The 23106-nt window shown below is 71.3% G+C and carries 14 protein-coding genes; 9 read left to right on the top strand and 5 right to left on the bottom strand.

Annotated elements, in window-relative coordinates; all coding sequences use genetic code 11:
* Positions 1 to 47 precede the first annotated feature (47 nt).
* The 3 genes from DEJ48_RS13265 to DEJ48_RS13280 form a co-directional block, all read right to left on the bottom strand.
* Positions 48 to 743 carry a hypothetical protein gene (locus DEJ48_RS13265; RefSeq protein ID WP_150216314.1) on the bottom strand — a complete coding sequence of 232 codons (696 nt, stop codon included), beginning with the start codon at positions 741 to 743 and terminating at the stop codon, positions 48 to 50.
* A gap of 178 nt (positions 744 to 921) precedes the next feature.
* Complete coding sequence (locus tag DEJ48_RS13270; RefSeq protein WP_150216315.1) at positions 922 to 4608, bottom strand: ATP-dependent DNA helicase; 3687 nt, start codon at positions 4606 to 4608, stop codon at positions 922 to 924.
* Between the two features lie 272 nt (positions 4609 to 4880).
* Positions 4881 to 5345 (bottom strand): MGMT family protein, encoded by a 465-nt coding sequence (locus DEJ48_RS13280; RefSeq protein WP_223832468.1) that lies wholly within the window; start codon positions 5343 to 5345, stop codon positions 4881 to 4883.
* 203 nt (positions 5346 to 5548) lie between these two features.
* On the opposite strand from DEJ48_RS13280, the gene DEJ48_RS13285 reads away from it, so the two are divergent.
* Positions 5549 to 8317 (top strand): lysylphosphatidylglycerol synthase domain-containing protein, encoded by a 2769-nt coding sequence (locus DEJ48_RS13285; protein ID WP_411757449.1) that lies wholly within the window; start codon positions 5549 to 5551, stop codon positions 8315 to 8317.
* Positions 8318 to 8360: 43 nt separating this feature from the next.
* On the opposite strand, the gene DEJ48_RS13290 is transcribed toward DEJ48_RS13285, so the two are convergent.
* On the bottom strand, positions 8361 to 9128 hold the full coding sequence (locus DEJ48_RS13290) for a YwiC-like family protein (RefSeq protein WP_223832023.1): 768 nt from the start codon (positions 9126 to 9128) through the stop codon (positions 8361 to 8363).
* A gap of 160 nt (positions 9129 to 9288) precedes the next feature.
* Here DEJ48_RS13290 and DEJ48_RS13295 point away from each other — a divergent pair, with 160 nt between their 5' ends.
* From DEJ48_RS13295 to DEJ48_RS13330, 8 genes are all read left to right on the top strand, one after another.
* On the top strand, positions 9289 to 12951 hold the full coding sequence (locus DEJ48_RS13295; RefSeq protein ID WP_223832024.1) for a nitrate reductase subunit alpha: 3663 nt from the start codon (positions 9289 to 9291) through the stop codon (positions 12949 to 12951).
* Positions 12951 to 14507 (top strand): nitrate reductase subunit beta, encoded by a 1557-nt coding sequence (gene narH / locus DEJ48_RS13300; RefSeq protein WP_150216320.1) that lies wholly within the window; start codon positions 12951 to 12953, stop codon positions 14505 to 14507. The genes DEJ48_RS13295 and narH overlap by 1 nt, the downstream gene beginning before the upstream one ends.
* Positions 14504 to 15136: a nitrate reductase molybdenum cofactor assembly chaperone gene (gene narJ, locus DEJ48_RS13305; RefSeq protein WP_150216321.1), complete on the top strand. Its 633-nt coding sequence runs from the start codon at positions 14504 to 14506 to the stop codon at positions 15134 to 15136. The genes narH and narJ overlap by 4 nt, the downstream gene beginning before the upstream one ends.
* On the top strand, positions 15136 to 15858 hold the full coding sequence (narI, locus tag DEJ48_RS13310) for a respiratory nitrate reductase subunit gamma (RefSeq protein WP_150221158.1): 723 nt from the start codon (positions 15136 to 15138) through the stop codon (positions 15856 to 15858). The genes narJ and narI overlap by 1 nt, the downstream gene beginning before the upstream one ends.
* Positions 15855 to 17063: a TIGR04053 family radical SAM/SPASM domain-containing protein gene (locus DEJ48_RS13315; RefSeq protein WP_223832025.1), complete on the top strand. Its 1209-nt coding sequence runs from the start codon at positions 15855 to 15857 to the stop codon at positions 17061 to 17063. The genes narI and DEJ48_RS13315 overlap by 4 nt, the downstream gene beginning before the upstream one ends.
* Positions 17060 to 18499, top strand: a complete 1440-nt coding sequence (gene hemG, locus DEJ48_RS13320; RefSeq protein WP_223832026.1) for a protoporphyrinogen oxidase — start codon at positions 17060 to 17062, stop codon at positions 18497 to 18499. The genes DEJ48_RS13315 and hemG overlap by 4 nt, the downstream gene beginning before the upstream one ends.
* Before the next feature lie 104 nt (positions 18500 to 18603).
* The gene (locus tag DEJ48_RS13325) at positions 18604 to 20154 is read left to right on the top strand and encodes an alpha/beta hydrolase (RefSeq protein WP_150216323.1); all 1551 of its coding nucleotides are present in this window, start codon (positions 18604 to 18606) and stop codon (positions 20152 to 20154) included.
* Positions 20155 to 20235: 81 nt separating this feature from the next.
* On the top strand, positions 20236 to 21807 hold the full coding sequence (locus DEJ48_RS13330; RefSeq protein WP_150216324.1) for an alpha/beta hydrolase: 1572 nt from the start codon (positions 20236 to 20238) through the stop codon (positions 21805 to 21807).
* Between the two features lie 84 nt (positions 21808 to 21891).
* Here DEJ48_RS13330 and moeZ read toward each other — a convergent pair whose 3' ends face one another.
* The gene (moeZ, locus tag DEJ48_RS13335; protein WP_150216325.1) at positions 21892 to 23070 is read right to left on the bottom strand and encodes an adenylyltransferase/sulfurtransferase MoeZ; all 1179 of its coding nucleotides are present in this window, start codon (positions 23068 to 23070) and stop codon (positions 21892 to 21894) included.
* Positions 23071 to 23106: the final 36 nt, after the last annotated feature.

A 23106-nucleotide genomic window follows, 5' to 3' on the forward strand; every position in this document is an offset into this window, starting at 1 on the left:
CGGACCCGGACGCGGGCGGCCACCGCCCGCTCATGGGACGCGTGAGATCAGGAACCGGCGGCGATCTTCTTCGGGTCGACGACCTCGCCGGCCGGCGGGGCCTTCACGTCGACGTCCTTGCCGTAGTCGCTGAAGGTCACCGAGCCGGGCTCGTCGCTGCCCTTGTTCACGACCTTCAGGAAGTAGGGCTTGCCCTCCATCGCCACGTAGAACGTGGTGGTCTCGGAGCCCTTCTTCTTGGTGAGGACGGCGGCCTTCTGGCCGTCGACCTCGGCGTCGTCCTCGCGCTTCAGGTCCTTGAGCTTGTCGGACTTGAACATGTCGTCCGGGTTGCAGACGCTCTTGCCCTCCCCCGCGGACTTCACCCAACGGCCCTTGAGGAGCTCGGCCGTGCTGCCGCCGCCCTGGGACTCCCAGAACTTGTCGTCGGCCTTGACGTACGAGGTGTCGCCGGTGGCGAGGAACTCGGCGGTGCCCTTCTTCGGCGAGCCCATCGTGCCCTTGCAGTCGCCGGACTCGGCGACGGAGAACTCGATGTTGCTGACCTCGCCCTTCTGGTCCATCTTGCCCTTCATCGTGAAGGAGCCGGCGTCCTTGGAAGCCTTGGAGGCCTTGTCGGCGATCTTGTCGGCGCTCATGCCGTCGAAGGGGTCCTTGTCCCCGTCGCTGCTGCAGCCCGTCACGCCGATGACGGCGGCGGCACAGGCGACGGCCACTGCCAGGAGCTTCCGGTTGGCTGCCATATACGCGCATCTCCTCGAAAAGGTGCACTTTCAGCCAGTGCACAGGGTGTCTTTACGGAGACTTTAGATTGCTCCGGGGGGTGCTGTGCCCCCGGGTGGCGTGACGTGACAATCGCCACGGGCGAGGCGTCTCCGTGACGCCTCGGCCATCTCGGATGTCTCAGCCATCACTCCCCTGTCACTCCACCACCTGCCGGCCCTCCGGGCGTGCGCTGCACGACGCGCGGAAGGCGCAGTGCGTGCAGTGCTGGCCTGTGGTGGGTGCGAAGCGTTCGTCGAGGACCTTGCCCGCGGCCGTCGCGAGCAGGTCGCCGATCCACTCCCCGGAGAGGGCCTCCTGGGCCTGCACCTTCGGGAGTGCTTCGCCGCCGTTCTTCTTGGCGGCGCCCTGGCGCAGTTGCACCAGTTCGGCGCCGCCCGGTTCGGGACGTACGCCTTCGAAGAGGTCGTCCGCGGCCCCTTCGCGGACCGCCAGCTGGTAGACCGCGAGCTGCGGGTGGCGGGCGACCTCGGCGGCGCTCGGGGACTGCTTGCCGGTCTTGAAGTCGACTACGTAGGCACGGCCTTCGGCGTCCTGTTCGACGCGGTCCATGGAGCCGCGTACCCGTACTTCGTAGGGACCCGCTTCCAGCGTCACGTCGAAGCCGTGCTCGCTGGCGACCGGGGTGCGGCTCGCGCGGTCCATCACATGCCACTGGAGGAAGCGCTCCAGCGCCACGCGCGCGTTCTCCTTCTCCTGCGCCGACTTCCAGGGCGCGTCGAACGCCAGCGCGTCCCATACGGAGTCGAGGCGCTCCATGAGGACGGCGAGGTCGGCGGGCGTACGCCCCGAGGCCACCTCGTCGGCCAGGACGTGCACCACGTTCCCGAAGCCCTGGGCCGCCGTCGCGGGCGCGTCCGCCTTCACCTCGCGGCCCAGGAACCACTGCAGGGCGCACGTGTTGGCGAGCTGGTCGAGTGCGCTTCCGGAGAGCACGACGGGCTTGTCGCGGTCCCGCAGCGGCACCTCGCTCGCCGTCGGTTCGTACATGCCCCACCAGCGGTAGGGGTGCGCGGCCGGCACGAGCGGGCGGCCGTCCGTGTCGGCGAGCGCGGCGAGACGGGCCAGGCGCTGGGCCGCCGCCTCGCGCAGGGGCTCCGAGACGCGCGGGTCGACGGTGGTCGCGCGCAGCTCGGCGACGAGCGCCGCGACGGACAGGGGGCGGCGCGGGCGGCCCGTTATGTCCTTGGGCTCGACGCCGAGTTCCGTCAGGAAGCGGGACGGCTGGTCGCCGTCCTCCGCGGGCGCCTTCACCGCGGTCACGACGAGGCGTTCCCGCGCGCGCGTCGCGGCGACGTAGAACAGGCGGCGCTCTTCGGAGAGGAGCGCTCCGGGGGTGAGGGGTTCCGCGAGGCCGTCGCGCCCGATGCGGTCGGCCTCCAGGAGGGAGCCGCGGCGGCGCAGGTCGGGCCAGAGCCCTTCCTGTACGCCCGCGACCACGACGAGCCGCCACTCCAGTCCCTTGGAGCGGTGCGCCGTCATCAGGCGTACGGCGTCGGGGCGTGCCGCGCGGCGCGTGAGGGTGTCCGCGGCGATGTCCTGGGCCTCGGTCTCCTCCAGGAAGTTGAGGGCGCCGCGGCCGCCCGTGCGCTCCTCCGCGCGGGCCGCGGCCGCGAACAGGGCGCACACGGCGTCGAGGTCGCGGTCGGCGTTGCGGCCGGCCGCGCCACCGCGCCGCGCGGTGCGTTCCAGGCGCCTGGGCCAGGGCGTGCCGTCCCACAGCTCCCACAGCGCCTCCTCGGCCGTGCCGCCGCCCGCGAGGCGCTCACGTGCCTTGCGGAGCAGCGCGCCGAGCCGCTGGGCGCCGCGGGCGTACGTCGGGTCGTGCGCGACGAGCCGCTCCGGCTCGGCGAGGGCGCGGGCCAGCAGTTCGTCGGAGGGCGGCGGCACGTGGTTGCCCGCCGCGCGCTCCTCCTCGCGCAGGGCGCGGCCGAGGCGGCGCAGGTCGGCGGCGTCCATGCCGGCGAGGGGGGATGTCAGGAGGGTGAGCGCGGTCTCGGTGTCGAGCCAGGCGGGGGCGGTGGGTTCTTGGGGGGTGTCGGCGGTGGGTTCTTGGGGAGCGTCGGCGGTGGGTTGTTGGGGGGCGTCGGCGGTGGGTTGTTGGGGGGCGTCGGCTGCGGGTTCCCGGGGAGCGTCGGCTACGGACCCGGTCGGGTCATCTGTGGATCCGGTGGCGTCACCCGTGGATCGGGGTGCGTTGTCTGTGGATCCGGTGGCGTCGCCCGTGGATCCAGTGGCGTCACCCGTGAATGGGCGTGCGTCGCCCGCAGAGCCGGTGACGTCACCCTCGACTCCGGGGGCCTCACTCTTGTGGGCCCCGGAGATCTCCCTCTCGTCGGTCCCGGAGGTCTCACTCTCACCAGTCCCGGGGGCCGCGCTCCCGTCGGCCCCGGCGATCGCACTCTCGTCAGCCCCGTAGCCCTCGCCGCCGTCAGCACCGTAGCCCTCGCCCCCGTCCCCCCCGGAGGCCTCGCCGCCGACCGGCACGGTACCCGGCGCATAGGCAGTCGTGGACGAGTCCTCCGCATCCACCGCCGTCGCCACCACCCGCAACGCCGTCAGCAGCGGTGTCACCGCCGGTTCGTGGCGCAGGGCGATGTCGTCGCCGTCGATGTCCAGGGGGACGCCCGCCGCGCTGAGGCTGCGGCGGACCGCGGGGATCGTGCGGGCGCCCGCGCGGACCAGGACCGCCATCTCGCCCCAGGGGATGCCGTCCTCCAGGTGGGCGCGGCGCAGGATGTCCGCGATGTTGTCGAGTTCCGTGCCGGCCGTCGGATACGTGTACACCTCGACCGCGCCGCCGTCCCTGACCGGCGTCGGCTCCCGGTGGACCCGTACCTTCTCCGCGGGCAGCCGGGTCAGCGGCATGCGCCGGGTCAGAAGGCGTGTGGCCGCGAGGAGCCGCGCGCCCGAGCGGCGGGAGGTCGTGAGGACCTCGACCGGTGCCGGGGCCCCGTCCACGCGCGTGAAGGCGTCGGGGAACTCCAGGATGCCGTTCACGTCGGCGCCCCGGAAGGTGTAGATCGACTGGTCGGGGTCGCCGAACGCGACGAGCGTGCGGCCTCCCCCGGCGAGCGCGTGCAGGAGCCGCACCTGCGCCGGGTCGGTGTCCTGGTACTCGTCGACGAAGACCGCGTCGTACTGCGCGCCGAGCGCCCGCGCCACCTCGGGGCGGCGCGCGAGCAGCACCGCGCGGTGCACCAGTTCCGCGTAGTCGAGCACTCCTTGGAGGTCGAGCACGTCCAGGTACTCGGCGAGGAAGGCCGCCGCCGCGCCCCAGTCGGGCCGGCCGCTGCGGCGCGCGAAGGCGTCCAGCGCGTCCGGGCCGAGGCCGAGCTCACGGCTGCGGGCGAGCACCGCGCGGACCTCGTCGGCGAAGCCGCGGGTGGTGAGGCAGGCGCGGAGCTCGTCCGGCCAGAGGATGTGGCCGTGCCCTTCCTTCGCGAGGTCGATCTGTCCCGCGAGCAGTTCACGTACCGCCACGTCCTGCTCGGGGCCGGACAGGAGCCGCAGCGGCTCCACGAACAGTTCGGTGTCCTGGTGGGCGCGGACCAGGGCGTAGCAGAAGGAGTGGAACGTCGTGGCCTGCGGGACACGCGCCGCGCCCACGCGCAACGCCATGCGGTCCCGCAGTTCAACCGCCGCCTTGCGGCTGAAGGTGAGCACCAGGATCCGCGCGGGGTCCACGCCCCGGGCGACACGGGCGGCGACACTCTCCACGAGCGTGGTGGTCTTGCCCGTGCCGGGTCCCGCGAGGACCAGCAGCGGCCCCCCCTTGTGGTCAACCACACGACGCTGACCTGCGTCCATGCGAGGGGGATCCATCTGGTTCGGCGACGTACGCACCAGTCGGTAGCCATCTCGGGTCCCCTGTCGTACCTGCTGGTGCGACGGGTGCCGGATGTGCCGAGTGGAAGAAGGGGAACTCACGTGGGTCGCCGGTCCTGGTGGGTGTGCTGGTCTGTGAGCGGCCGCACGGTGGCCGCGGGGTGAGGGGGATGCGTGCTGTCGACGCTACGCCAGTGGGCGCGAAGGACGCGTGCCTTCCCCCGTACGGGCCACCGGTCCCCCGTCGGGCCGCCGGATGCCGGAAGCTGTCAGATGTGATCCTTTGGAGCCGCGCCGTCCCGAGTCGCGCCGTCCGGAGTCGGGCCACCGTCCGGAGTCGGGCCGTCCAAGGTCGGGTCGCCGTCCGGGTTCGGGCCGCCCGGGGCCGGGCCACCGTCCGGAGCAGCGCCGTCCCACCGCGCCCGCCGCATGTCGAGCTTCGGGACGTGTCCCTGGGCGGCGCGCGAGGCCTGTCGCAGTGGGGTGCCCTCCTCCCGGTACCTGTCCAGGGCCCGGAGTTCGTGGCCCGGCAGGAGCACGCCGTCGGAGCGGACGACGCGCCACCACGGAACGCCCCCTCCGTAGAGGGCCATCACGCGTCCGACCTGTCGCGGACCGCCCTCCTCAAGCCACTCGGCAACGTCCCCATAGGTCATCACCCGACCCGGAGGGATCAGTTCCGCAACCTCCAGGACCCGTTCCGCGTACTCCGGCAACTCGCTCATCCGGACCATCCTGCCGTACCCCACCGACACGGTGACAGGCACGCCACACAGCGTGGCCCGACCCCTCCGACAGGGCGCAAAGTGTCGTTTCGTGACCACTTCGCAGCCTTGCGTTGCCCCCTGCTGCCCCCCTTCAAGGGCTGGACATGCCACCATCGTGCGGGCGGTGACTGGTGATACGAGATCAAGAAGAGACAACGGAGCGGCAGGGCGTGCATCCCGATGAGAAGGCGGGCACCTCTGCGTCCGAGTCACACCTGGACACCGGTGAGCGCGCCCTGAAGAACGAGAAGACCGAGAACGGCGGCAGGCGGACCGACGCCAACGAAGCCCCCGGGGCCGACCTCGACGACGGTCCCGGCTGCGCCGACGACGGAGCCCACGCCGAGCGCGTCGAGGGCGACGAACCGCTCCTCGCCGCCCGCGTGCACCGCCCGTCCGACCTCATGCGGCTCCTCGTCGGTGTCCTCGCCATCGCCGTGCTCCTGTCCATCGCCGCGTTCGCGCACGGCACGACGTCCGGGCTCGAACAGGACATCGACAAGGGCACGGACCAGGCGCCCGACCTGTTGATCAAGGTCGCGGGTCTGGTCGCCAGCATCGGCGTACTGCTCGTGCCCGTGGCGTTCGCGATCGAGCGGCTGATCAAACGTGACGGGCTGCGCATCGCCGACGGTGTCCTTGCCGCCGTACTGGCGCACGGCGTGACGCTCGCCACCGACCTCTGGGTCGCGAAGGCCGCCCCCGACTCCATCCAGGACGCGCTGACGAAGCCGTCCCCCGCGGACCTCCACGCGTTCACCGATCCGGTGCACGGCTATCTCGCGCCCGTCATCGCGTACATGACGGCCGTCGGCATGTCCCGCAGACCGCGCTGGCGCCTGGTGCTGTTCGTGGTGCTGCTGCTCGACGCGTTCACCATGCTGGTCACCGGCTACACGACACCCTTCTCGATCATCCTGACGGTGCTCATCGGCTGGGCCGTGGCCTACGGAACGCTCTACGCGGTCGGCTCGCCCAACGTGCGGCCCACCGGCCAGACGCTGCTCGCGGGTCTGCGGCACGTCGGCTTCCACCCCGTGAGCGCCTCCCGCGAGGAGTCCCCCGACAGCGAGCACGGCGACCGCGGACGCCGCTACTTCGTCACTCTGGAGGACGGCCCTCCACTCGACGTGACGGTCATCGACCGCGAACAGCAGGCGCAGGGCTTCTTCTACCGCGTCTGGCGCAGGCTCACCCTGCGGGGCATCACCCAGCGGCGCAGCCTGCAGTCCCTGCGGCAGGCGCTGGAGCAGGAGGCCCTCCTCGCGTACGCGGCCATCGCGGCCGGGGCGAACGCGCCCAAGCTGATCGCCACCTCCGAGCTCGGCCCCGACGCCGTGATGCTCGTCTACGAGCACACGGGCGGCCACTCCCTGGACTCCCTGCCGGACGAGGCCATCACCGACGAGCTCCTGTGCGACACCTGGCGGCAGGTGCAGGCCCTGCAGTCCCGGCGGATCGCGCACCGCAGGCTCGCGGGAGACGCGATCCTGGTGGATCGTTCCGGCACGGTGATCCTCACGGATCTGCGGGGCGGCGAGATCGCCGCGGGCGACCTGGTCCTGCGCATCGACATCGCCCAGCTTCTGACGGCCCTCGGCCTGCGGGTGGGTGCCGAGCGCGCCGTCGCCGCGGCGGTCGAGGTCCTCGGGCCCGACGCGGTGGCCGACTGTCTGCCGCTGCTCCAGCCCATCGCCCTCACCCGCTCCACCCGCTCCACGCTGGGCAAGCTGGCCCGGGAACGGTCCCAGCGCGAGCGGGAAGCCGTCCTGGAGGCCTCCCGCAAGTCCCGGCAGAGCGTGCGCGCGGACGTCCCGGAGGACGGCCGGGCGGACAAGCCGTCATCGAAGCAGGAGAAGCAGGCGGCCAAGCAGGAGCGGCAGGCCGAGAAGCAGGCCATAGACGACGCCCTGGATCAGGCGCGCGAGGAGGACCTGCTCACCCAGATCCGCCACCAGGTGCTGCTCATCCGTCCGACGGCGCCGGTCGAGCCCGCGCAGCTGGAGCGGATCAGGCCGCGCACGCTGATCAGCTTCATCGCCGGCGCCATCGGTGCCTACTTCCTGCTCTCGCAGCTGACGCACGTCGAATTCGGCACCCTCTTCCAGGAGGCCGAGTGGGGCTGGGTGGCTGCCGCGGTCGGCTTCTCCGCGCTGAGCTACTTCGCGGCCGCGATGAGCCTGCTGGGCTTCGTGCCGGAGCGGGTGCCGTTCCTGCGGGCGGTGGCGGCGCAGGTCGCCGGGTCGTTCGTGAAGATCGTGGCGCCCGCCGCAGTCGGCGGTGTCGCGCTGAACACGCGGTTCCTGCAGCGGTCCGGGGTGCGCTCGGGGCTCGCGGTGGCGAGTGTCGGCGCCTCGCAGCTCTTCGGGCTCGGTTCGCACATCCTGCTGCTGCTGATCTTCGGCTACCTGACGGGGACGGAGAAGACACCGTCGTTCACGCCGTCCCGGACGGTCATCGCCGGTCTCCTGTCGGTCGCCGTACTGGTCCTCGTGGTGACCGCCATCCCGTTCCTGCGCAAATTCGTCGTCACGCGCGTGCGGTCGCTTTTCGCCGGTGTCGTGCCGCGCATGCTCGACGTACTGCAGCGGCCGCAGAAGCTGCTCACCGGCATCGGCGGGATGCTGCTGCTCACCCTGATGTTCGTGCTCTGTCTGGACGCTTCGGTGCGGGCCTTCGGCAACGAACAGATGACGTCTCTGAGCCTCGCGAGCGTCGCGGTCGTCTTCCTCGCGGGCAACGCCCTGGGGTCGGCGGCGCCGACGCCCGGCGGTGTGGGCGCGGTCGAGGCGACGCTGACCCTCGGTCTGATCGCGGTGGGCGTGCCCAAGGACGTCGCGGCGCCTGCCGTGCTCCTCTACCGGCTGCTCACGCTGTGGCTTCCCGTGCTCCCGGGGTGGCTGTTCTTCAACCACCTCACAAGGAAGGGCCTGCTCTGACCGTCGCCGCGGTCAGCAGGCCCTCTCACACACCGGCGAGCTCTCAGAACACCAGCAGGAGCGCGGCCAGCAGCAGCGCCGCGCCCACGACCTCCACCGCCCCGACCACCGGCACCCTGAGGCCCTTCCCCGGCAGCACCGCCGCGCGCACCAGGTAGGCCGCGAACAGGACCGCGAGCCAGGGAGCGAGCGCGTACGCGACGGGGACGGCGAGGGCGTGGTACGCCACCGACGCCCGGTAGTACGCCCGTGAGTCGCGCTCGCGGATCATCGTCTTCACGTACGGCACCGTGCCCGCGAAGAACAGCAGGCAGGCGAGCGCGGGACGCCAGCCTTCGGAGAGCTCGCCGCCGCCCATCCGCAGCGTCACGAGGAGCATGCCGCAGGCGGGGACCACCGCGGCGAGGCCGTTCAGCAGGGCCCGCTCCTTGTTGCGCCACGCGTACCACGTGTTGACGGCCACGAAGGGGGCGGCGCAGGCGGCCGCGAGCAGCAGCCAGGGGTACGCGAACAGGAGCGGCACCCCGAACACCGCGGAGACCGCGGCCGAGCCGATGGCGGGGCGCACGTGGCGGCGCGGGGCCCTCGGGTTGCGGGAGAGGCGGCGCAGGCGGAGCCACTGCTGGACGTGGAAGGCGGTGACGTACCCCGCCAACCAGGCGACGAACAGCGGCAGATGCGCCCACCGGGGGCCTTCGCCCGGCCCGTCGCCGAGGAAGACGCCCACCGCGAACGGCACCGCGAGCATCGCCCACGCGCCGTGCTGGTTCGGCAGCCACGACCGGAGCGCGCCCCGCTTCTTCCTGCCCATGCGTCCCAGCATCTCAGCACAGGGCCCGAACAATTCCGGAAAGAGGTCACCCCTTGACGGGACCTTCGTCCCCGGGTTCCCAACCTCCGCCAGGCTTAGGGTCGTTGCAGGCGGCACGTGCCGTGCGGCCTTTTCTTCGGGACGGCCAGGAGATGTGACGTTGCAGCAGAGGAAAGACATCGCTGAGTCGCTCGTGAAGGCCGGGAGTTTCTTCACCCGGACCGCGGAGACCTCCGAGGATCTGCACCGGGTGCAGCACACCGGAGGCCGGGACGGGGAAGCCTTCTACCGTGACCGTTGGAGCCACGACAAGGTCGTGTATTCCACGCACGGCGTGAACTGCACGGGATCGTGCCGCTGGAAGGTGTACGTCAAGGACGGCATCATCACGTGGGAGACGCAGGCCACGGACTATCCGAGCGTCGACCCCGACCGTCCCGAATACGAACCCCGCGGTTGTCCGCGCGGAGCCTCTTTCTCCTGGTACACGTATTCACCCACGCGCGTGCGCTACCCCCATGTGCGCGGAACGCTTCTGGAGATGTACCGGGAGGCCAAGGCGCGGCTGAAGGACCCGGTGCTCGCCTGGGCCGACATCCAGGGCGACCCCGAGCGCCGCAGGCGCTACCAGCGGGCGCGCGGCAAGGGCGGCCTGGTGCGGGCGAGTTGGGACGAGGCCGTCGAGATCGTCGCGGCGGCGCACGTGCACACGATCAAGGAACACGGCCCGGACCGCGTCGCGGGATTCTCCCCCATTCCCGCGATGTCGATGGCGTCGCACGCCGCGGGCGCCCGTTTCCATTCCCTCATCGGCGCCCCGATGCTCTCTTTCTACGACTGGTACGCGGATCTCCCCGTGGCCTCTCCGCAGGTGTTCGGTGACCAGACCGACGTACCGGAGTCGGGTGACTGGTGGGACGCCGCGTATTTGATGATGTGGGGCTCCAATGTGCCGGTGACGCGGACTCCGGACGCGCACTGGATGGCCGAGGCGCGCTACCGCGGGCAGAAAGTCGTCACCGTGTCGCCCGATTTCGCGGACAACACGAAGTTCGCCGACGAATGGATGCACCCGCACCCCGGAACGGACGGCGCGCTCGCCCTCGCGATGGGGCACGTCATCCTCAAGGAATTCTTCGTCGAACGGCAGACGCCGTTCTTCCAGAATTACGTACGCCGCTACACGGATCTGCCTTTCCTGGTCACGCTCGACGAGACCGAGAAGGGCCTCGTGCCGCACAAGTTCCTCACCGCCGCCGACATCGGCGAGGAGACCGAGAACGCGCGGTGGAAGACCGTTCTGATCGACGACGCGAGCGGCGACCTCACCGTCCCCAACGGCACCCTCGGCCACCGCTGGGGCACGTCCGGGACCCCCGACTGGAACCTCGATCTGGGCGACACCGTGCCCCGGCTGACGCTGTACGGCGAGGACACCGCGGAGATCGCGCTGCCCCGCTTCGAAGAGGGCGCCCACGGCGACGGCGGCGTCGTACGCCGCGGAGTGCCCGTGCGCCGCGTCGGCGACCGGCTCGTCACCACCGTCCACGACCTGATGCTCGCCCAGTACGGGGTCCCGCGCGCGGGGCTGCCCGGCGAGTGGCCCGCCTCCTACGAAGACGCCTCCCAGCCCGGCACTCCCGCCTGGCAGGAGACCCTGACGTCCGTGCCGGCCGCGCAGGCCACGCGCGTGGCGCGCGAATTCGCCGACACGGCCGAGGCGTCACAAGGGCGCTGCATGATCCTCATGGGCGCGGGGACCAACCACTGGTTCCACGCGGAGACCACCTACCGCGCGTTCCTGTCCCTGCTCCAGCTCACCGGCTGTCAGGGGCGCAACGGCGGCGGCTGGGGGCACTACGTAGGGCAGGAGAAGTGCCGCCCGGTGACCGGCTGGGCGACGCTCGCGAGCGCCTCCGACTGGGCCCGCCCGCCCCGGCACATGATCGGCGCGGGCTGGTTCTATCTGCACACCGACCAGTGGCGCTACGACACCCTCCCCGCCGAGTCCCTCGCGTCCCCTCTGGGAGAGGGCCGTTTCGAGGGGATGACGGGCGCCGACTGTCTCGCCGCGTCCGCGCGCATGGGCTGGATGCCGTCGTACCCGACCTTCGACCGCAACCCGCTGGACCTGGGGGCCACCGAGGACCCCGTGGCCGACACCGTGCGGGAGCTGAAGGAGGGCACGCTGGGCTTCGCGGGCGAGGACCCCGACGCGCCGGGCAACTGGCCGCGCGTGCTCAACGTATGGCGGGCGAACCTGCTCGGCTCGTCCTCCAAGGGCAACGAGTACTTCCTGAAGCATCTGCTCGGCACGCACTCCAACCTCCCCGACGACGGGCCGCGTTGCGCGCCGCGCGACGTGAAGTGGCACTCCGAGGACGTCGAGGGGAAGCTCGATCTGCTGCTGTGCCTCGACTTCCGGATGACGTCGACGACGCTGCTCTCCGACGTCGTCCTGCCGGCCGCCACCTGGTACGAGAAGCACGACCTGTCGTCCACCGACATGCACCCCTTCCTGCACGCCTTCACACCGGCCGTGGACCCGCCCTGGCAGGCGCGCACCGACTACGACGCGTTCCTCGCCGTCGCGCGCCGGTTCGGCGAGCTGGCGGGCGAGCACCTGGGCGTGCGGCGCGACCTCGTCGCCACGGCGCTGCAGCACGACACCCCGGGCGGTGAGATGGCGCAGCCCGGCGGGGTGGCGCTCGACTGGTCGAAGGGCGAGTGCGAGCCCGTCCCGGGGCGCACGATGTACAACCTGGCCGTCGTGGAGCGCGACTACGGAGCGGTCGGCGAGAAGTTCGCCGCGCTCGGCCCGCTCGTCGACGAGCTCGGCGTCACCACGAAGGCGGTCACGTTCGACGTCGCCGAGGAAGTCGCGTACCTGAAGGAGAAGAACGGCACCGTGCGCGGCGGCACCGCGGACGGCAGGCCGCGCCTGGACACCGCCCAGCGGGCCTGTGAGGCCATCCTGTCGCTCTCCGGGACCTCCAACGGCCGCCTGGCCACCCAGGGCTTCGAGACGCTGGAGAAGCGCGTCGGGACGGAGATGGCACACCTGGCCGCCGAGGCCGAGGGCAAGCGGATCACCTTCGCGGACACCCAGGCACGGCCGGTGCCGGTGATCACGTCGCCCGAGTGGTCGGGCAGCGAGTCCGGAGGGCGCCGCTACACCGCGTTCACCGTCAACACCGAACACCTGAAGCCGTGGCACACCCTCACCGGGCGCCAGCACTTCTTCCTCGACCACGACTGGCTCCACGAGGTCGGCGAGGCGCTCCCCGTCTACAAGCCGCCGCTGAACATGCACCGCCTCTACGGAGAGCCCGAGTTGGGTTCCCGGACGGACGGCAAGGAGGGCCGCGAGGTCGCCGTGCGGTTCCTGACCCCGCACAACAAGTGGGCGATCCACTCGCAGTACCAGGACAACCTCTACATGATGACGCTCGGCCGCGGCGGACAGACGGTGTGGATGTCCCCGCAGGACGCGGACGCCATCGGCGTGCGCGACAACGAGTGGATCGAGGCCGTGAACCGCAACGGTGTCATCACGGCCCGCGCGATCGTGTCCCACAAGATGCCGCCGGGGACGGTCTACATGAACCACGCCCAGGAACGGACCGTCGGCGTCCCGAAGACGGAGAAGACGGGCCGCCGCGGCGGCATCCACAACTCCCTCACCCGGATCATGCTCAAGCCCACCCATCTGGTGGGCGGCTACGCCCAGTTGACGTGGGCGTTCAACTACCTGGGCCCGACGGGCAACCAGCGTGACGAGGTGACGGTCATCCGCCGCCGCGACCAGGAGGTCACCTACTGATGCCCCGTGACGGAGTCACCATCGGACGCGTCATGACCCAAGTCGCCATGGTCATGAACCTCGACAAGTGCATCGGCTGCCACACGTGTTCGGTCACCTGCAAGCAGGCGTGGACGAACCGCAAGGGCACCGAGTACGTGTGGTTCAACAACGTCGAGACGCTCCCCGGACAGGGCTACCCGCGCCGCTGGGAGGACCAGGAGCGGTGGCAGGGCGGCTGGGAGCGGACCAGGTCCGGCAGGCTGCGGCTGAGGGCCGGAGGGCGCCTCAAGCGGCTCGGCCAGATCTTCGCCAACCCCGAGCTGCCGGAGCTCTCGGACTACTACCAGCCGTGGACGTACGAGTACAAGAACCTCACCGACGCCCCGGCGGGCGACGACATGCCCGTCGCCAAGCCCGTCTCGCAGGTGACGGGCGAGCCCATCGGCACCATCGAGTGGGGCCCCAACTGGGACGACAACCTCGGCGGCGCCCCGGAGCACGGCCCCAAGGACCCGCTGGTCGAGAAGGTCCGCGACGAGGTGGGCGAGCGGATCCGGTTCGAGTTCGAGCAGAGCTTCATGTTCTACCTGCCGCGGATCTGCGAACACTGCCTCAACCCCGCGTGCGTCTCGTCGTGCCCCTCCGGAGCGATGTACAAGCGCGTGGAGGACGGCATCGTCCTCGTCGACCAGGACCAGTGCCGCGGCTGGCGGATGTGCGTGACCGGCTGCCCCTACAAGAAGGTCTACTTCAACCACGCCACCGGCAAGGCGGAGAAGTGCACCTTCTGCTTCCCGCGCGTGGAGGCCGGGATGCCGACCATCTGCTCGGAGACCTGCGTCGGCCGCATGCGCTACCTGGGCGTCATGCTGTACGACGCCGACAAGGTCGCCGAGGCCGCCGCCGTGGAGGACGAACAGGACCTCTACCCGGCGCAATTGGAGTGCTTCCTCGATCCCGAGGACCCGGCGGTCATAGCCGCCGCCCGTGCCTCGGGCATCTCCGACGAGTGGCTCGACGCGGCCCGCCGCTCCCCCGTGTACGACCTGATCAGGACGTACCAGGTCGCGCTTCCGCTGCACCCGGAGTACCGCACCATGCCGATGGTCTGGTACGTCCCGCCGCTGTCCCCGGTCGTGGAGGCGGTGGCCGCCGCGGGCCGCGACGGGGAGGACGCGGGCAACCTCTTCGGAGCGATCGACGCGCTGCGGATCCCCGTGGAGTACCTCGCCGCGCTGCTCACCGCGGGTGACACCTACGCCGTGGACGCGGTGCTGCGCCGGATGGCGGCCATGCGCGCCTACATGCGCCGCATCAACCTCGGGGAGGAGCGCGACGAGTCCATCGCCTCCGCGGTCGGCCTCACCGGCCAGGAGATGGAGGACATGTTCCGGCTCCTGGCGATCGCCAAGTACGAGGACCGCTATGTGGTCCCGACCGCCGCCCGCGCCGACGCGGACGCCCTCGCGCAGACGCACCCGCTCGACGACGGATGCCCGGTCGCCGACGCCCCGGGCGACCCCTCCGAGGAGCGCGTCATGCTCAACCTCAGCCCCACCCGGAGGACCGCATGACCCCCGACGCCGTCGTCCGGCTCGTCGCCGGGCGGCTCCTGCACTACCCCGACGAGCGGCTGTACGCGGATCTGGACCGCCTCCACGAAGCGACCGACCACCCCCTGTTGCGGGAGTTCATCGCCCACGCGCGCGTGAGGCGTCCCCTGGACCTCGCCGCGCACTACACGAACGTCTTCGACACCCGTAACCGCCGCTGCCTGTACCTCACCTGGTGGTCGGACGGCGACACCCGCAACCGGGGCCTGTCCCTGGTGCGCGTGAAGCGGGTGTACCGCGAGCACGGCCTGGAGTTCGCCTCCCAGGAGCTGCCGGACTTCCTCCCGGTGATGCTGGAGTTCGCCGCCCGCGAGGAGGAGGCGGGCACCGCCCTCCTTGAGGAGCACCGGGCCGGGCTCGAACTGCTGCGGCTGGCCGTCACCGACGCGGAGACCCCCTACGCGCGCGTGCTCGAAGCGGTCTGCGGGACGCTCCCCGGACCCTCCCCGAAGACGCGCGCCGAGGCGAAGGCGCTGGCCCGCAGCGGGCCGCCCCGCGAGACCGTCGGACTCGAACCCTTCGGCCCCGGCGTGGACCTCCCCTGGCCCGCCGCCCGGCAATCCGCCGCCCAGGAAAGGACCCCGGCGTGATGGACCTCCTCCTGTGGGGCGTCATGCCCTACGTCGCCGTCACCCTCCTGATCGCGGGCCTGGTCTGGCGGGCCCGCTACGACCGGTTCGGCCTGACCACGCACTCCTCGCAGCTGCAGGAGTCGCGGCTGCTGCGCATCGGCTCGCCGCTCTTCCACTTCGGCATGGTGTTCGTGGTGCTCGGCCACGTCGTCGGGCTGCTGGTCCCGGACAGCTGGACGGACGCGGTGGGCGTCAGCGACCACACGTACCACCTGGTGGCGGTCTCCACCGGCGCGGTCGCGGGCGTCGCGGCGGCCGTCGGCATCGGCATCCTCGTGTACCGGCGCTTCACGGTGCCGGCCGTCCGCAGAGCCACCCTCCGTAGTGACCACCTGATGTACACGGTCCTGCTCGGGGCGATGCTGCTCGGTCTCGTCGCGACCGTCCTGAACTCCTCCGGAGCGGTCGACTACAACTACCGCGAGGGCATCTCCGTCTGGTTCCGGAGCCTGTTCACGCTCCAGCCCGACCACCACCTGATGGGCGCCGCGCCGCTCGCCTTCAAGCTGCATGTCGTCTTCGGCTTCGCGCTGTTCGCCCTGATCCCGTTCTCGCGGCTCGCGCACATCGTCAGCGCCCCGTTCAAGTACGTCTTCAGGCCGTACGTCGTCTACCGCGCCCGGGACCCGCGGGAGCTCGCGAGCCGGCGTCCGAAGCGCGGCTGGGAGCGTGCCTCGTGAGCCGCGTCGTACGGCGCCCCCGCCACGACGTCGGCGAGCGCCCCTTCATCGTCATCTGGGAGGCCACGCGCGCGTGCCCGCTGGCCTGTCTGCACTGCAGGGCCGAGGCGCAGCCCGCACGGGACCCGCGCGAGCTGGACGGCGCGGACGCCCGCCGCCTCATGGACCAGATCGCCGCCTTCGGGAAGCCAGGACCGCTCTTCGTGATCACCGGCGGCGACCCGTTCCAGCGGCCCGACCTCACCGACCTCGTCGCGTACGGAACGGCGCTCGGACTGCGCGTCGCCGTCTCCCCCTCGGGCACACCGACGCTGGACCGGGCGAACCTGACCGCCGTGCGCGACGCGGGCGCCGTCGCCCTGTCCCTGAGCGTCGACGGGTCGACCGCCGAGCGGCACGACGCGTTCCGTGGCGTGGACGGCGTCTTCAAATGGACCATCGACGGCTGGCGCACGGCCCGCGAACTCGGACTGAAGGTGCAGGTCAACACCACCGTCACCCGCGACAGCCTGGAGGACCTCGCGGACATCGCGGCCCTGGTGCGCAGGGAGGGCGCGATGCTGTGGAGCGGCTTCGTGCTCGTGCCGACCGGACGCGGCGAGCAGCTCGCCTCGCTCACCCCCGACGAGGTCGAGGACGTCCTGCACTTCCTGTACGACACGGGTGCGGTGATGGCCACCAAGACCACCGAAGGGCACCACTTCCGCCGCGTGGCCCTCCAGCGCACCCTTCTGGAACGGCACGGCGAGGAGCCCGAGTTGGGGCCCCTGTACGCCCGCCTGACGGCACGCGCGCGTGCCGTCGGTCTGCACGACGGGAAGCGGCGCGCGGTGCGCAGACCGCCCATGGACGTCGGCTCGGGGCGCGGCTTCGTCTTCGTGTCACACACCGGCGAGGTCCACCCCAGCGGCTTCCTGCCGCTGTCGGCGGGCAACGTGAAGCACCATCCGCTGGTCGACATCTACCGGGGCTCCGCACTGTTCACTACCTTGCGCGAACCCGCACTGCTCGGCGGCGCGTGCGGACGCTGCGAGTTCAACACCGTGTGCGGAGGCTCCCGTTCGCGCGCGTACGGGGCGACGGGGCGGGTGCTCGCCGCCGACCCCTGGTGCGCGTACGAACCGGGGAGCTTCCCCTACCAGGACGAGCTGCGGGAGCTGCTCTCCGGAGACACCCGGTTCCGTTCGGAAGGGAGCACCGTATGAAGCGCTCAGTGATCGTCGTCGGCGGCGGCATCAGCGGACTGACCGCCGCCTGGCGGCTGCGCGCCGAGGCCGAAGTGACCGTCCTGGAGGGTGCCCCCCGCATCGGCGGCAAGCTGCGCACCGGCACCCTCGCGGGCGTCCCCGTCGACGAGGGCGCCGAGTCCCTGATGGCGCTGCGCCCCGAGGCCGTGCGCCTGGCGCAGGAGGTCGGCCTCGGCGACGCCCTGTGCGACCCGGCCCCCGCGCCCACCACCCTGTGGTCGAACGGCGCGCTGCGCCCGCTGCCGCCCGGCCACGTCATGGGCATCCCCACCTCCCCGGACGCGCTGGTGGGCACGGGGCTGCTGTCCGACGAGGGCGTGGCCAGGCTGCGCCACGAGGAGACGCTGCCCGCCGAGCCGATGGCCGAGGACGTGTCCGTGGCCGAGTACCTCGGCGGCCGGCTCGGCCAGGAGACCGTGGACCGGCTCGTGGAGCCGCTGCTCGGCGGGGTCTACGCGGGCCGTCCCGACCGGCTCTCGCTGCGGGCCGTGCTGCCGCGCGTGGCGGCGGTCGCGGGGCGCGGGGAACCGCTGCTCGAGGCGCTGCGCCGGATGCGTACGTCCGGTAGGGGCTCCTTGCCGCGCTCGGACGCCCCTCGCACCGTCCCCGTCCAGGGGCTGCGCGGCGGCACCGGACGCCTGCCCCTCGCCGTGGCGGCGGCGAGCGGCGCCCGGGTGCTCACCGGCACCCGCGCGCGTGAGCTGCAGCGCACCCCCGCCGGACGGTGGCGGGTCCTGGCCGCCACGGGCGACGGTCCGCTCCTCCTCGAGGCGGACGCGGTGATCCTCGCCGTGCCCGCGTACGAGGCCGCGGAGCTGCTGCGCCCGCACGCGCCGCTCGCCGACGCCGACCTCGGCGCGATCCAGCACGCCAGCACCGCCGTGGTGACCTTGGCGTTCCCGCGCGCGGAGGCCCTCACCCGGGCGCACGGCAGCGGGCCGGGCCACGGCCCCGGGGAGGCGTTTCCCGAGGGCAACGGCTTCCTGGTGCCCGCCGTCGACGGACGCACCCTCAAGGCGGCCACGTTCCTCAGCAACAAGTGGCGGTGGCAGCGCGAGGAGACGCCCGACGTCTTCCTGCTGCGCACCTCCATCGGCCGCGTCGCCGAGGAGCACCGCCTCGCCGTCCCCGACCGCCATCTGGTCCGCGGCTCCGTCATCGAGCTGCACCAGGCCCTCGGCTCCATCGGGGAGCCCGTCGCGGCCCGCGTCACCCGCTGGGAACGCGGTCTGCCGCAGTACGGCGTCGGGCACATCGAGCGCGTCGCCCGCGTCCGTGAGGCGGTCGGCAAGCTGCCGGGGCTCGCCCTGTGCGGCGCCGCGTACGAGGGTGTGGGCGTCGCCGCGTGCGTGGCGACGGGGACGGCCGCCGCACGGCACCTCACCGAGGGCTGACACGGAGTCGGACGGCCCTGCCCCGTCCGCACGAAGTGGCCGATTCCTCACCCACACGGCCCGCGCCCCGAGCGCCCCGTCAGGACCCGCCGCAGGATGGGCACATGCCCACACAGTCCACGCCGCGCGCCACCGCGCTGGCCGCCGCCACCCTGCTCCTGTCCGCCGCCCTCGCGGGGTGCGGCGGCAGTGACGACTCCAAGGACGAGGATCTGTCGGCTCAGAAGCTGAGCTGGAAGGACTGCCCCGCGCCCGACGCGGCGGAGGGCGGCGGCGAGGCCCCGTCCCCGCTGCCCGGCGGCGCCGAATGGCAGTGCGCCACCATGAAGGCCCCGCTCGACTGGTCGAAGCCCAAGGGCGACACGGTCGACATCGCCTTGATCAAGGCGGCGACGAGCGGCGACAAGGGCGACCGCATCGGATCGCTCGTCTTCAACTTCGGCGGCCCCGGCGGCTCGGGCATCACCACGCTGCCCGCCTTCGGAGAGGACTACGCCAAGCTGCGCACCCGCTACGACCTGGTCAGTTTCGACCCGCGCGGCGTCGGCCGCAGCGCAGGCATCAGGTGCGAGGACGACTCCGCACTCGACACGTACTTCCAGCAGGACTCCACGCCCGACGACGAGGCCGAGCGCAAGAAGCACGTCGACAACGTCCGCGAGTTCAACAACGGGTGCGAGAAGAACGCCGGCAAGACCCTCCCGCACGTCCGCACCACCGACGCCGCCCGCGACATGGACCTGATGCGCCAGGTGCTCGGCGACGACAAGCTGCACTACTTCGGCATCTCCTACGGCACCGAACTCGGCGGGGTCTACGCACACTTGTTCCCCAAGAAGGTGGGGCGGGCCGTCTTCGACGCCGTCGTCGACCCCACGGAGACCGCCGAACAGGGCTCCCTCGGCCAGGCGAAGGGCTTCCAGCTCGCGCTCGACAACTTCGCGAAGGACTGCACGTCACAGGAGGCGGACTGCCCCGTCGGCGACACCGAGCAGGACGTCAAGGACCGGATCGCGAAGCTCCTGAAGGACCTGGACCGCAAGCCGATCCGCGGCATCCCGCCGCGCGAGCTGACCCAGACCGCCGCCACCAACGGCATCGCGCAGTCCCTGTACTCCAAGGACTTCTGGCCGTATCTGACCCAGGGCCTCGAAGAGGCCTACGAAGGCGACGGCAAGATCCTCATGGCGCTCTCGGACTCGATGAACGGGCGCAACGAGGACGGCGAGTACAGCAACATCCAGTCCGCCAACGTCTCGATCAACTGCGCGGACGACAAGGCGCGTTACGACACGGAGTACGTCGAGAAGAGGCTCCCGGAGTTCCGGAAGGCGTCGCCCCTGTTCGGCGACTACCTCGCGTGGGGCATGGTCGGCTGCACCGACTGGGCGGTCGAGGGCCAGGCCGACCACCCCGACGTGAGCGCGGGCGGCGCGCCGCCCATCGTCGTCATCGGCAACACCGGTGACCCGGCCACGCCGTACGAAGGGGCCCGCAAGATGGCCCAGGCACTCGGCAAGGGCGTCGGCGTCGAGCTCACCTACAAGGGCCAGGGGCACGGGGCGTACGACAGCAAGAACAAGTGCGTGCGGAACGCCGTGGACGGCTATCTGCTGGAAGGGACGGTCCCGAAGGAGGGCACGGTCTGCTCCTGACGCCCCGTCCCCCCGCCCTGCCCGTGTCAGTGGCCCCGCCTACGATGGCCTGAACTGTCTTCCGAGGGGGGAAGCGCCTCTATGCAGCGTTTCGTACGGTCCGCGGCCCTGGCCGCAGCAGGCGTGCTCGTGGCGGGTCTGGCCGCCGGATGCGGCTCGTCCGACGACGGGGACGGAGGCGACGACGGCAAGCGCCCCTCGGCGACCGGCCCGGAGCCGAAGCCGAAGCCGGACCCCTCCTCCACCCTGCCCGCCTCGCTCACCTCCCAGAAACTGGACTGGGGCCGGTGCGAGGCGCCCGAGGGCGGCAGCGCGCCCGGCTCCGAGTGGCAGTGCTCGACCCTGAAGGTCCCGCTGGACTACGACAAGCCGGACGGCGGGACCATAGGCATCGCCCTGATCCGCGCCAAGAGCACGGGCCAGGGCGACCGCATCGGCTCCCTCCTCTTCAACTTCGGCGGCCCCGGCGGCTCCGGCGTCTCCGGCCTCCCGTCCTTCGCCGACTCCTACGACTCGCTGCGCGAGCGGTACGACCTGGTGAGCTTCGACCCGCGCGGGGTGGCGGCGAGCGAGGGCGTGCGCTGCCGGGACGACGCGGCGACCCAGGCCGCGGAGGAGAAGGTCGACCTCACGCCGGACACCGCGGCCGAGGAGAAGGCGTACTTCAAGGACGCGAAGGACTTCGGCGCGGGCTGCGCGCGGAACTCGAAGAACGTCGTCGGGCACGTCTCGACGGACGACGCGGCCCGCGACATGGACGTCATGCGCCAGGTCCTCGGCGACGACAAGCTGCACTACTTCGGCGTCTCCTACGGCACGGAACTCGGCGGCACGTACGCCCACTTGTTCCCCCGGCGCGTCGGCCGCCTCGTCCTCGACGCGGTCGTCGACCCGAGCGCCGACTCGATCGGCCACGCGGAGAACCAGGCGCGCGGCTTCCAGCGCGCCCTGGACAACTACTTCACATCCCGCGGCCAGGACCCCAAGGCGGGCTCCGCGAAGATACGGAAGCTGTTCGAGCGCCTGGACGCCGAGCCGATGCGCACCTCGGGCGACCGGAAGCTGACCGAGTCCCTCGCGCACACCGGCGTCCTGGTCACCCTCTACAGCAAGCAGACCTGGCCCGCGCTGACCCGCGGCCTGGAGGACGCCGAGAAGGGCGACGGTTCCGCGCTGCTCCAGCTCGCCGACGCCTACAACGAACGCGACGCCTCGGGGCGCTACAGCACGCAGAGCCACTCCCAGCGGGCCATCGCCTGCCTGGACAGCAAGGCGCGGACCACTCCGGCGGAGGCGAAGAAGCGCCTGGACCGGTTCCGCGAGATATCGCCGGTGTTCGGGGAGTTCCTCGGCTGGGACACGGCGGGCTGGTGTCACGAGTGGCCTGTGGCCGGTCTGCACGACTCCCCCGAGGTCGGCGCGCCCGGCGCCGACCCGATCCTCGTCGTCGGCAACACCGGCGACCCGGCCACCCCGTACGAGGGCGCCCGCAAGATGGCGGACGAGCTGGGCAAGGACGTAGGCGTCCACCTGACGTGGAAGGGCGAGGGCCACGGGGCGTACGACAAGGGCAGCGACTGCGTGGACGACACGATCGACGCGTATCTGCTCGACGGCAGGGCGCCGAAGGACGGCAAGGTCTGCTCGTCCTGACGGACCGGACACGAACCTGACGGACCGGACACGAAAAGGCCCGCACCGTGCGAGGTGCGGGCCTTTTCCGTTCAGACGCTACGTCTAGTAGACCGGCTTGTCGGGCTCGATCTGGTTGACCCAGCCGATCACGCCGCCGCCCACATGCACCGCGTCGGAGAAGCCCGCGGACTTCAGCACGGCGAGGACTTCCGCACTGCGGACACCCGTCTTGCAATGCAAGACGATCTTCTTGTCCTGTGGGAGGTCCTGGAGCGCGGTGCCCATGAGGAACTCGTTCTTCGGGATCAGCTTGGCGCCGGGGATCGAGACGATCTCGTACTCGTTGATCTCGCGGACGTCGATGATCTCGATCTTCTCGTCGCCGTCGATCCACTCCTTGAGCTGCTTGGGAGTGATCGTCGAACCGGCGGCCGCCTCCTGGGCCTCCTCGGACACGACGCCGCAGAAGGCCTCGTAGTCGATGAGCTCGGTGACGGTGGGGTTCTCGCCGCAGACCGCGCAGTCGGGGTCCTTGCGGACCTTGACCTGGCGGTACTGCATCTCCAGGGCGTCGTAGATCATCAGGCGGCCGACCAGCGGGTCGCCCGTGCCCGTGAGGACCTTGATCGCCTCGGTGACCTGGATGGAGCCGATCGACGCGCACAGCACGCCGAGCACGCCGCCCTCGGCGCAGGAGGGGACCATGCCGGGCGGCGGGGGCTCCGGGTAGAGGCAGCGGTAGCAGGGGCCGTGCTCGCTCCAGAAGACGGACGCCTGCCCGTCGAAGCGGTAGATGGAACCCCAGACGTACGGCTTGTTGAGCAGCACACACGCGTCGTTGACCAGGTAACGGGTCGCGAAGTTGTCGGTGCCGTCGACGATCAGGTCGTACTGGCTGAAGATGTCCATCACGTTGTCGGCCTCGAGCCGCTCCTTGTGAAGGATCACGTTCACGTACGGGTTGATGCCGAGGACCGAGTCCTTGGCGGAATCCGCCTTGGAACGGCCGATGTCCGCCTGGCTGTGGATGATCTGCCGCTGCAGGTTGGACTCGTCGACCTCGTCGAACTCGACGATGCCGAGCGTGCCGACACCCGCCGCGGCCAGGTACATCAGCGCCGGCGACCCGAGGCCGCCGGCGCCGACACACAGCACCTTGGCGTTCTTCAGCCGCTTCTGCCCGTCCATCCCGACGTCGGGGATGATCAGGTGGCGGGAGTACCTGCGAACCTCATCGACGGTGAGCTCGGATGCGGGCTCGACCAGGGGTGGCAGCGACACGGGGACTCCGTTGGTCGGTAATGCGGAACGGTTGTT

The organism is Streptomyces venezuelae (assembly GCF_008642315.1).
Classification (GTDB): domain Bacteria; phylum Actinomycetota; class Actinomycetes; order Streptomycetales; family Streptomycetaceae; genus Streptomyces; species Streptomyces venezuelae_D.

What these genes read in the sequence shown, in the direction of transcription:
- DEJ48_RS13265 (WP_150216314.1), bottom strand. Translation starts at nt 743, where the DNA reads ATGGCAGCCAACCGGAAGCTCCTGGCAGTGGCCGTCGCCTGTGCCGCC.
- DEJ48_RS13270 (WP_150216315.1), bottom strand. Translation starts at nt 4,608, where the DNA reads ATGGATCCCCCTCGCATGGACGCAGGTCAGCGTCGTGTGGTTGACCAC.
- DEJ48_RS13280 (WP_223832468.1), bottom strand. Translation starts at nt 5,345, where the DNA reads ATGGTCCGGATGAGCGAGTTGCCGGAGTACGCGGAACGGGTCCTGGAG.
- DEJ48_RS13290 (WP_223832023.1), bottom strand. Translation starts at nt 9,128, where the DNA reads ATGGGCAGGAAGAAGCGGGGCGCGCTCCGGTCGTGGCTGCCGAACCAG.
- narH (WP_150216320.1), top strand. Translation starts at nt 12,951, where the DNA reads ATGCCCCGTGACGGAGTCACCATCGGACGCGTCATGACCCAAGTCGCC.
- narJ (WP_150216321.1), top strand. Translation starts at nt 14,504, where the DNA reads ATGACCCCCGACGCCGTCGTCCGGCTCGTCGCCGGGCGGCTCCTGCAC.
- narI (WP_150221158.1), top strand. Translation starts at nt 15,136, where the DNA reads ATGGACCTCCTCCTGTGGGGCGTCATGCCCTACGTCGCCGTCACCCTC.
- hemG (WP_223832026.1), top strand. Translation starts at nt 17,060, where the DNA reads ATGAAGCGCTCAGTGATCGTCGTCGGCGGCGGCATCAGCGGACTGACC.
- DEJ48_RS13325 (WP_150216323.1), top strand. Translation starts at nt 18,604, where the DNA reads ATGCCCACACAGTCCACGCCGCGCGCCACCGCGCTGGCCGCCGCCACC.
- DEJ48_RS13330 (WP_150216324.1), top strand. Translation starts at nt 20,236, where the DNA reads ATGCAGCGTTTCGTACGGTCCGCGGCCCTGGCCGCAGCAGGCGTGCTC.